The 9089-nt window shown below is 72.0% G+C and carries 8 protein-coding genes; 4 read left to right on the top strand and 4 right to left on the bottom strand.

Features of this window, described 5'->3' with window-relative positions; all coding sequences use genetic code 11:
• Positions 1 to 41: 41 nt before the first annotated feature.
• From GXP76_RS31540 to GXP76_RS31530, 3 genes are read right to left on the bottom strand one after another with little or no spacing between them, the layout of a single operon-like run.
• Entirely contained in the window at positions 42 to 461 is a 420-nt protein-coding gene (locus tag GXP76_RS31540) for a RidA family protein (protein ID WP_242575039.1), read from the bottom strand.
• A complete protein-coding gene (locus GXP76_RS31535) occupies positions 458 to 1246 on the bottom strand; it encodes an IclR family transcriptional regulator (RefSeq protein ID WP_242575038.1) in 789 nt (262 codons plus the stop codon). The genes GXP76_RS31540 and GXP76_RS31535 overlap by 4 nt, the downstream gene beginning before the upstream one ends.
• Entirely contained in the window at positions 1243 to 2295 is a 1053-nt protein-coding gene (locus GXP76_RS31530) for a sugar kinase (protein ID WP_242575040.1), read from the bottom strand. Before GXP76_RS31530 ends, GXP76_RS31535 begins: the two co-directional genes overlap by 4 nt.
• Positions 2296 to 2556: 261 nt before the next feature.
• Between GXP76_RS31530 and GXP76_RS31525 the strand changes: the two genes are divergently transcribed.
• On the top strand, positions 2557 to 3846 hold the full coding sequence (locus GXP76_RS31525; protein ID WP_242575037.1) for an amino acid deaminase: 1290 nt from the start codon (positions 2557 to 2559) through the stop codon (positions 3844 to 3846).
• Positions 3847 to 3937: 91 nt separating this feature from the next.
• On the top strand, positions 3938 to 5563 hold the full coding sequence (locus GXP76_RS31520) for an amidohydrolase family protein (RefSeq protein ID WP_242575036.1): 1626 nt from the start codon (positions 3938 to 3940) through the stop codon (positions 5561 to 5563).
• Positions 5564 to 5650: 87 nt separating this feature from the next.
• On the opposite strand, the gene GXP76_RS31515 is transcribed toward GXP76_RS31520, so the two are convergent.
• Positions 5651 to 7288: a choice-of-anchor I family protein gene (locus tag GXP76_RS31515; protein WP_242575035.1), complete on the bottom strand. Its 1638-nt coding sequence runs from the start codon at positions 7286 to 7288 to the stop codon at positions 5651 to 5653.
• Between the two features lie 182 nt (positions 7289 to 7470).
• Here GXP76_RS31515 and GXP76_RS31510 point away from each other — a divergent pair, with 182 nt between their 5' ends.
• Both GXP76_RS31510 and GXP76_RS31505 read left to right on the top strand, forming a co-directional pair.
• Positions 7471 to 8682, top strand: coding sequence for a pyridoxal phosphate-dependent aminotransferase (locus GXP76_RS31510; RefSeq protein ID WP_242575034.1), 1212 nt, complete (start codon positions 7471 to 7473; stop codon positions 8680 to 8682).
• Between the two features lie 88 nt (positions 8683 to 8770).
• On the top strand, positions 8771 to 9089 hold a 319-nt coding region (locus tag GXP76_RS31505), incomplete at its 3' end, for a hypothetical protein (RefSeq protein ID WP_242575033.1).

Here is a 9089-nt window from a genome sequence, read left to right as displayed (position 1 = left end):
GAGCGGCGGGACCGTCCGGCCGGGCGGCCGGAGGGCCGGGATCAGCCGAGTACGGCCAGCGCGTCGATCTCGACGAGCAGTCCGGCGGGCAGGCCGACGTACACCGTCGTACGCGCGGCGGGCGCGTCCTTGAGGTTCTGCTCCTCGAAGTAGGCGTTGTAGATCTCGTTCATCTCGGCGAAGTGCGCGACGTCCGTGAGGTAGACGCGCAGCATCATCACGTCGTCCCAGCTCGCGCCGCCCGCCTCCAGGACGGACTTGACGTTGGCGAGGGTCTGGAGCGTCTGCTCGCGCAGTGTCGGTCCGACCACGGTCGGGGCCTCGCCCGGGACGGCCGGGAGGAAGCCGACCTGTCCGGCCACCTGGAGGATGTTGCCCTTGCGGACGCCGTGGGAGAACTTGGCCGGCGGCGCGGCGTGCGTGGCGGGGACGACTGCGGTCTTCGCGGTCTGGTCGCTCATGAGATCTCTTTCCGAAGAGCGGGAGGTGCGGGTTCCGGTTGGTGCGTGTGCCCCGAATACTCGCGGCTGATCGCGTCGGCGGCGCGGCGCAACAGCGGGAGAAGGGCGAGGAGTTCATCAGCGGTGACGACGACGTTCGGCGCGGACACCGACATGGCGGCGACGGTCCGGCCGTCCGCACCGCGGATCGGGGCCCCGATGCAGTTGATGGACTCCTCGTGGCCGCCGAGGTCGGTGGCCCACCCCTGTTCGCGTACGGTCGCCAGCTCCTTGAGGAAGGCGGCGGCGTTCGGGATCGAACGGGGGGTGTACATGGGGAAGTCGAGCCGCTCGGCGAGTGCGCGGCGCTCGGCCTCGGGCAGGTCGGCGATGAGCAGCTTGGCGACGGCCGCGACGGTGACGGCGACCGGTTTGCCGATCCGGGAGTACATCCTGACCGGATAGCGGCTCTCGACCTTGTCGATGTAGAGGACCTCGCTGTCCTCTATGACGGCGAGATGGACGGTGTGTCCGCACTGTTCGCCCAGCGCCGTGAGGTGCGGGTGGGCGATCTCGCGTACGTCCAGGCTCTCCACGGCCTCCTGCGCGAGCGCGAAGAGGCGGGCGCCGAGGCGGTAGCGCTGGTCCTGCTGGCGGTAGACGAGCCCGTGCTCGTGCAGGGTGCGCAGCAGCCGCAGGGCGGTGGACTTGTGGACGTCGAGGCGCGCGGCGACCTGTCCGAGGTCGGCGGGGCCCCGGGCGAGGAGCGGCAGGATGCTCAGCGCGCGGTCGACGGTCTGGCTCATGAGGTGGGTACCGCTTCCTGCCGCTGTCCGGGCTCCCCGGCGCCGGAGGTCCAGCCGGGGCCGAGCCGCAGGGCGCCCCAGGCCGCGTCGTCCAGTGCGGCGAGGCGGTCGGCGTGCGCGCGGGCGGCCGGGACGCAGACGTCGCCGGCGTCGGTGAGTACGGCGGCGGCCATCAGATGGCCGTGGCGCAGCCGGGCCGCGGTCGGCAGGTCCCGGAGGGTCGCGGACAGGAAGCCGGCGGCGAAGGCGTCGCCCGCGCCGACGGGTGCCACGACGTCGACGGCCAGGGCGGGTACGGAGGTGACGGTGTCCGTGCCGGTGCCGGTGCCGGTGCCCGTGCCGGTGTCCGTGCCGGCGCCGGTCCCGGGGTCCCGTACGAACGCCGTCGCCCCGTCCGCGCCCGCCTTCACGACCAGCACCGCGGGCTCCGGCAGCGCCTCCCGGATCGCCTCGGGGCTGTGCAGGTCCCAGAGCTGCGCGGCCTCGTCGTCGCCGACGAAGACGAGGTCGGCGCCGCGGGCGAGGTCGAGGAGCACCCGCGGGCCGGAGTCGTCGCGCCAGAGCGCGGGACGGTGGTTCACGTCGAAGGACACCAGCGGCCGCTCCGCCCGGCGCTCGTGCAGCGCGCGCATCAGGGCGAGGCAGTCGTCGGAGAGGGCGGCCGTGATGCCGGACAGGTGCAGGACGCGGCCGGACCAGAGGTCGGCGCGGTCCATCGTCCCGGGGGACATCGCGGACGCGGCCGAGCCCGCCCGGTAGTAGGCGACCTCGTGGGCGGTGGTGGAGCGGTCCGTGGCCGTACGGAAGTAGATGCCGGTCGGGCGGCCGTCCGCGTCGCGTCGTACGGCGGAGGTGTCGACGCCGTACGCGCCGATCGCCTCCACGAGATGGTCGCCGAAGCCGTCGGAGCCGACGCGGCTGATCCACCTGACCGTGTGCCCGGCGGCGGCGAGCGCGCAGGCGACGTTGGACTCGGCGCCGCCGATGGTGCGGGTGAAGGCGGGGACGTCGGCGAGACGGCCGGGGCGCGAGGGCAGGAAGGTGACCATGGACTCGCCGAGGCTGACCACATCGACGCGTGCGCCGGGCCCGCCGTGGCCGGTCGGGTCCGCTTCTTCCGGTGCGGGCACTCGGGGCTCCTCGCTCGTCGTGGCCGGCGGGCTCCACTCCACCCGGTCCGGCCCTGGCCTTCACCGGCCGGGGCGCCGGGCCCATCATTGACCCGGCAACGGCTCGGATGTTAGACAGCGTCAAGCGTCATACGCAATGGGTGTTGCACATGTTGCAACGAGACAGATGGAGGAGGCCCTATGGCGGTCGCCGGACGACTCAGCGAAGAGCACCTCAGGAACGAGCGTCTCGACCACCGTTTCAAAGGGCTGCCGCCGGACGCCGACGGCCTCACCGTCGCCGAGCTGGCCGCCGAGCGCCGCAACCTCTTCACCGGCGGTTTCACCACCCCGGTACTCGCTCTCTCCGCCGAGTCCCTCACCCACAACCTCGCGCTCCTGGAGACGTACTCCGAGCGGCACGGCCTCGCGTTCGCCCCGCACGGCAAGACGTCCATGTCCCCGCAGCTCTTCGCGCGCCAACTGGAGTACGGCGCCTGGGGGATCACCGCCGCGCTCCCCCACCAGGTGCGTGTCTACCGGGCGTTCGGCATCCAGCGGATCTTCCTCGCCAACGAGGTCGTCGACGCGGTCGCGCTGCGCTGGCTCTCCGCCGAACTGGACTCCGACCCGGGCTTCCGCTTCATCTGTTACGTCGACTCCGTGCGCGGCGTCGAGCTGATGGACGAGGCGCTGCGGGCGGCGGGCGGTTCGCGCCCCGTGGACGTCGTCGTGGAGCTGGGCGCGGGCGAGGGCGCGCGCACCGGTGTCCGCAAGGAGGCGGAGTGCGCGCGGGTCGCCGACGCCGTGGCCGCCACCGACACGCTGCGGCTGGTCGGCGTCGCCGGTTACGAGGGCGAGGTGCCGCACGCCGACAACGAGACCGTCCGCGCCTGGCTGCGCCGGCTGACCGCGCTGGCCGCCGAGTTCGACGCGGCGGGCCGGTTCTCCGGGACCGTGGACGAGGTGGTGGTGAGCGCGGGCGGCAGCGCGTGGTTCGACGCGGTCGCGGACGTCTTCGCCGACATCCCCGTGCTGTCCCGCCCCGTACTGAAACTGCTGCGCTCCGGCGCGTACGTGTCCCACGACGACGGCCACTACAAGCGGCTGACGCCCTTCAACCGGGTGCCCGCCGAGGGCGCGCTCCGGCCGGCCTTCCGCCTCTGGGCCCAGGTGGTCTCGCGTCCGTCGCCGGAGCAGGCGTTCGTCAACGCGGGCAAGCGGGACGCGGCGTACGACCTCGACCTGCCGGAGGCGCAGGTCGTGCGCGACGCGCGGACCGGCGAGATCCGTCCGGCGCGCGGCATCACCGTCACCGGCCTGTCCGACCAGCACGGCAAGCTGCACACGTCGCCGGACGCGGTGATCGAGGTCGGCGACTGGGTGGGCTTCGGGCTCTCGCACCCGTGCACGTCGTTCGACAAGTGGCAGCTGATCCCGCTGGCCGAGGCGGACGGCACGGTCACCGACCTCATCCGAACGTTCTTCTGACACCTCCGAGCCCGTCCGGCGACCGAGGAACGACCACCCACCGGGCGGGCCGCGCGAAGTCCCCCCGACCCCGAGGAAAGCGCTGCCAGTCATGGATCTCGTCATACGGGACGTACGTGTCGTCGACGGCACGGGCCAGGACTCCTACCGGGCGGACGTCGGCGTCACCGACGGCCGTATCGCCGGGATCCGGCGCCACGGGCCCGGCGCCGGCCCCGCGCTCTCCGGGGCGCGGGTCGTCGAAGCGGCGGGGCTCGCCCTCGCCCCCGGCTTCATCGACATGCACGCGCACAGCGACCTCGCGCTGCTGCGCGACCCCGACCACTCGGCGAAGGCCGCGCAGGGCGTGACCCTGGAGGTGATCGGCCAGGACGGGCTGTCGTACGCCCCCGTCGACGACGCCACGCTCGCCGAGGTCCGCCGGGCCATCACCGGCTGGAACGGCGGGGCGCCCGGCGACACGTCGGTGGACTTCGACTGGCGCACGGTCGGTGAGTTCCTGGACCGGCTCGACCACGGCTTCGACGGCCGGGGCATCGCCGTCAACGCGGCGTATCTCGTGCCGCAGGGCACGGTGCGGATGTACGCGGTGGGCCAGGACGACCGCCCGGCGACCCCCGCCGAGCTGGACCGGATGCGACAGCTGGTCGCCGAGTCCCTGGAACAGGGCGCCGTCGGCATGTCCTCCGGGCTGACGTACACGCCCGGCATGTACGCGGACGACGCCGAACTCACCGAACTCTGCCGGGTGGTGGCGCGCTACGACGGCTACTACTGCCCGCACCACCGCAGTTACGGCGCGGGCGCCCTGCGCGCGTACGAGGAGATGGTCGACCTCACACGCACGGCCGGCTGCGCGCTCCATCTCGCCCACGCCACCATGAACTTCGGTGTGAACAAGGGCAGGGCACCCGATCTGATCACCCTGCTGGACAAGGCGCTGGACGACGGCGCGGACATCTCGCTCGACACCTATCCCTACACGCCCGGCTGCACGACGCTCGTGGCGATGCTGCCCAGCTGGGCGAGCGCGGGCGGCCAGGACGCGATCCTGGAGCGGCTGCGGGACGCGGCGACGGCGGAGAGGATCCGGCACCACATGGAGGAGATCGGCGCGGACGGCTGCCACGGGGTGCCCATCGAGTGGGACACCATCGAGATCTCCGGCGTCGCGGACCCGGCGCTCACGGCGCACGTCGGCCGGACGATCGCCGAGACGGCGCGGCTGCGCGGCGAGAGCGGCTGGCTGACCGCCCGCAAGCTGCTGATCGACGACCGGCTCGGCTCGACGATCCTCCAGCACGTCGGGCACGAGGAGAACGTGCGGGAGATCATGCGCCACCGAGTGCACACCGGCGGCAGCGACGGGATCCTCCAGGGAGCGAAGCCGCACCCGCGCGCGTACGGCACCTTCCCGCGGTATCTGGGCCGGTACGTGCGCGAGCTGGGCGTCCTGTCGCTGGAGGAGTGCGTGGCCCATCTGACCTCGCGCCCCGCCGCACGCCTGCGCCTCGCGGACCGCGGGCTGGTCCGCGAGGGCTACCGGGCGGATCTGGTGCTCTTCGATCCGCAGACGGTGGCGGCGGGCTCGACGTTCGCCTCGCCGCGCACCCTGCCGGTGGGCATCCCGCACGTGCTGATCGACGGCCGTTTCGTGATCGAGGACGGCCGCCGCACGGACGTCCTGGCGGGCCGGTCGGTACGGCGTCAGCCGTAGACAGCCCCCACCGCCGGACGGGCCGCTGTTGAGCCCGTCCGGCGTTCGAGGACACCCCGGCAACAGGGCCGGGGCCGGGGTCACCCCTCAGCGGCCGACCCGGTAGACCGACGTCGTCCCGCTCACCTCGTTGCCGACCACCAGCAGCGCGTCACCCGTCGGGCTGTCCTTCGCCGCGACGAACAGCACGCCCTCCGGGCCCAGGTCGCCCGCCGTACCGGCCTCCGGGTCGCCCGCGAAATCACGCGAGTTGACGTAACCGGCCGCCTTCGGGCGGCGCGGGTCGCTCAGGTCGTACGCCGCGATGCCGCCGACCCGCTCCAGACCGACGAAGGCGTACGTCGTACCGCGCACCGTTCCGGTGGTGATGCCCTCCGGCTCGGGGCCCTTGTTGTCGCTGCGGCTGTCGGGGGCGTTCTCGGCGTGGTCGGTGTTGAAGTTCTCCGGAAACGCCTCGGCCGTCAGCTGCTCCAGGTCGTCCCCGGAGTCCCAGACGAGCCGGCCGCGCTCGTCGCGCACGGAGATCGAACGGCCGCCGAGCGAGTTCAGCTCGGTGACCCGGCCCCGGCTGTCGCGCGGCGAGGTGGTGGTGATGTTGAGGCGGCCCAGCGCGCCGTCCTTCTGGAGCGCGGCGGCGTCGGGGAACGCCTCCGGGTTCAGCTCGACGTCCTTGACCCGCACCTCCTCGGCGAAGCAGTCCCAGTCGCGGGCGTCGCCCTCGTTGGCGCTGACGGTGTACTCGCCGCCGCGCGAGGTGAAGGCGCTGATGCCGTCGGGCTTGTAGAGGCCCTTGACCGGCCAGGTGCGGATGTTGACGCCGCCGTCCTTGTCGGAGGCGTCGAGGCCGTTGCCGGGCTTGGAGTGGTCCTTCTCGCCGAGCGGGACGATCTTCTCGACCTCGGCGCGGCGCAGGTCGACGAGCGCGAGCGCGTTGTTCTCCTGGAGGGTGACCCAGGCGGTGCGGCCGTCCTTCGACACCGCCACGTACTCGGGCTCGATGTCCTGGCTGACGGAGGCGTTCGGGCCGTAGATCAGCACGCCGTCCCGGGTCAGCTGGTCCTTCTTGCGGTCCCACTTCCCGAAGCCGGCCGTGCGCACGGTCGCGCGCCGCAGCTCGCCGCCGCGCCCGCGGTCCAGGTCGACGACGGAGACGGAGCCGACGGGGTCGATACCCGCGGGCTCCTCGCCGCCGGGCGGGCAGTACGAGTCGGGCTCGCCCTCGTTCGCGACGACGACGCGGTCACCCTTGGGGGTGAACGTCACCATGTCGGGCAGGGCGCCGACCCGTACCTCGTCCAGCTTGCGGCCGTCGGAGGCGCGGAAGAACGCGACCGTGCCCCGGTCCGTCTTGGCCCCGGCCTGCTGGGCGACGGCGATCAGGCCGTCGTGGACGGCGACGCTGTTGGCACCGGGGGTGACCAGCTCGCCGGTCTTGCGGGGCTCGGCGGGGTTCCGGATGTCGAGGATGTCGACGGTGCCGGCCTGCGCGTTGATCGTGAAGACCCGGCGGGTCCTGGAGTCGTACGCGGTGATCTCCGCGCCGCCCTCGTCGTACTTCCCGCTCTCGTAGCGGCCGAGGAGGGTGAGGTCGAGCTTGCCGCCGTGGCTGTCGCCGCGGCCGGGCTCGGTGTGCGAGCCGGTGGCCAGGGCCGACGGCAGCAGTGCGGTGGTGGCGGCCATGACCGTGACGGTGGCCAGGGCGAGGATCGTGCTGCGCTTCTTCATGAGCGCCCAGCGTCGTGGGACCCCCCGCTGCCCGGGTGAACTGCCCGGTCCGCTTCGGTGAACACTGCCTCAACAAAATGCGGGGTCCGCCGGGGGTTGGCGGGCCTTCGCGTCTCACACTCCGGACCGACGTGGTCAAAAACACCAGGCGCCCCGCGAAACCCGGTCGTAAGCTCGCCGTCATGCAGGTCATCCAGTCAACCAAGCTCGCCAATGTCTGTTACGAGATCCGGGGTCCCGTCCTCGATGAGGCGATGCGGCTGGAGGCAGCAGGCCACCGCATCCTCAAACTCAACACGGGGAACCCGGCGGCCTTCGGCTTCGAGTGCCCGCCCGAGATCCTGGAGGACGTCCTCCGCAACCTCGGCGACGCCCACGGCTACGGCGACGCGAAGGGGCTGCTGTCCGCGCGGCGCGCGGTGATGCAGCACTACCAGACCAAGAACATCGAGCTGGACGTCGAGGACGTCTACCTCGGCAACGGCGTCTCCGAGCTGATCCAGATGTCGATGCAGGCACTGCTCGACGACGGCGACGAGGTCCTCGTACCGGCGCCGGACTATCCGCTGTGGACCGCGTCCGTCTCCCTCGCGGGCGGCACCGCCGTGCACTACCGCTGCGACGAGCAGGCGGAGTGGATGCCGGACCTGGCCGACGTGGAGCGCAAGATCACCGACCGCACCAAGGCGATCGTGATCATCAACCCGAACAACCCGACCGGCGCCGTCTACAGCGACGAGATGCTCCTCGGGCTCACGGAGATCGCCCGCCGGCACGGTCTGATCGTCTGCTCGGACGAGATCTACGACCGGATCCTGTACGACGGCGCGACCCACACCCCGACCGCCGCGATCGCGCCGGATCTGCTGACCCTGACCTTCAACGGCCTCTCGAAGAACTACCGCGTCGCCGGCTTCCGCTCCGGCTGGCTGGCGGTCTGCGGCCCGAAGAAGCACGCGACCTCGTACATCGAGGGCCTGACGATCCTGGCCAACATGCGGCTGTGCGCCAACATGCCCTCGCAGCACGCGGTGGCGACGGCGCTCGGCGGCCGGCAGTCGATCAACGAACTCGTCCTGCCGGGCGGGCGCATCCTGGAGCAGCGGAACACCGCGTACGACCTCCTCACCCGGATCCCGGGCGTCACCTGCGTGAAGCCGAAGGGCGCGCTGTATCTCTTCCCCCGGCTCGACCCGAAGGTCTTCAAGATCAAGGACGACCGGCAGATGGTCCTCGATCTGCTCCAGCGCGAGAAGATCATGGTCGTCCACGGGACGGGATTCAACTGGCCGGAGCCCGACCACTTCCGCATCGTGACGCTCCCGGCCGCGCCGGAGCTGGCGGACGCGGTGACGCGGATCGGGAACTTCCTGGACGGCTATTCGCAGCCGTAGGCGGCGGTTCCTTTCCGCTCGACCGGACTCAACTTTAGACTGATTCCAATGTAGGATGGTCTCCTGACGACGCCAGGAGACCATCCCCATGTACGAGCCGATCCGCACCAAGTCGGTCCACTCGATGGCCGACACCGACTTCCCGCACCGCACCCGCGAAGAGGAACTGGACATCCAGCTCGCCGGCCACCTCGCGGCACTGCTGGCCGTCACGGACGACCTGGGCCTGGACAACGCGGCGGAGCTGATCGCCGAACAGCTCACCCGCCTGCGCGGCACCCCGCCGGCCCGCGCGTCCGCCCCTCTCCCCGGCCCGGACGCGACCGAGCTGCACCGCCGCGCACTGGCCCACGCGGGCCGGGCGCTGGTGGTCGCCGCGTCCCGTGCGGACACCACGGCGGCGATCC

This window comes from Streptomyces sp. NP-1717, from assembly GCF_022695985.1.
Taxonomy (GTDB): Bacteria; Actinomycetota; Actinomycetes; order Streptomycetales; family Streptomycetaceae; genus Streptomyces.
Note: the sequence above shows the minus strand (reverse complement) of the source record. Positions and strands in the feature narration are given on the sequence as shown.

Coding starts and splice junctions, on each gene's coding strand:
- GXP76_RS31540 (WP_242575039.1), bottom strand. CDS start 461: ATGAGCGACCAGACCGCGAAGACCGCAGTCGTCCCCGCCACGCACGCC.
- GXP76_RS31515 (WP_242575035.1), bottom strand. CDS start 7,288: ATGAAGAAGCGCAGCACGATCCTCGCCCTGGCCACCGTCACGGTCATG.
- GXP76_RS31525 (WP_242575037.1), top strand. CDS start 2,557: ATGGCGGTCGCCGGACGACTCAGCGAAGAGCACCTCAGGAACGAGCGT.
- GXP76_RS31520 (WP_242575036.1), top strand. CDS start 3,938: ATGGATCTCGTCATACGGGACGTACGTGTCGTCGACGGCACGGGCCAG.
- GXP76_RS31535 (WP_242575038.1), bottom strand. CDS start 1,246: ATGAGCCAGACCGTCGACCGCGCGCTGAGCATCCTGCCGCTCCTCGCC.
- GXP76_RS31510 (WP_242575034.1), top strand. CDS start 7,471: ATGCAGGTCATCCAGTCAACCAAGCTCGCCAATGTCTGTTACGAGATC.
- GXP76_RS31530 (WP_242575040.1), bottom strand. CDS start 2,295: ATGGTCACCTTCCTGCCCTCGCGCCCCGGCCGTCTCGCCGACGTCCCC.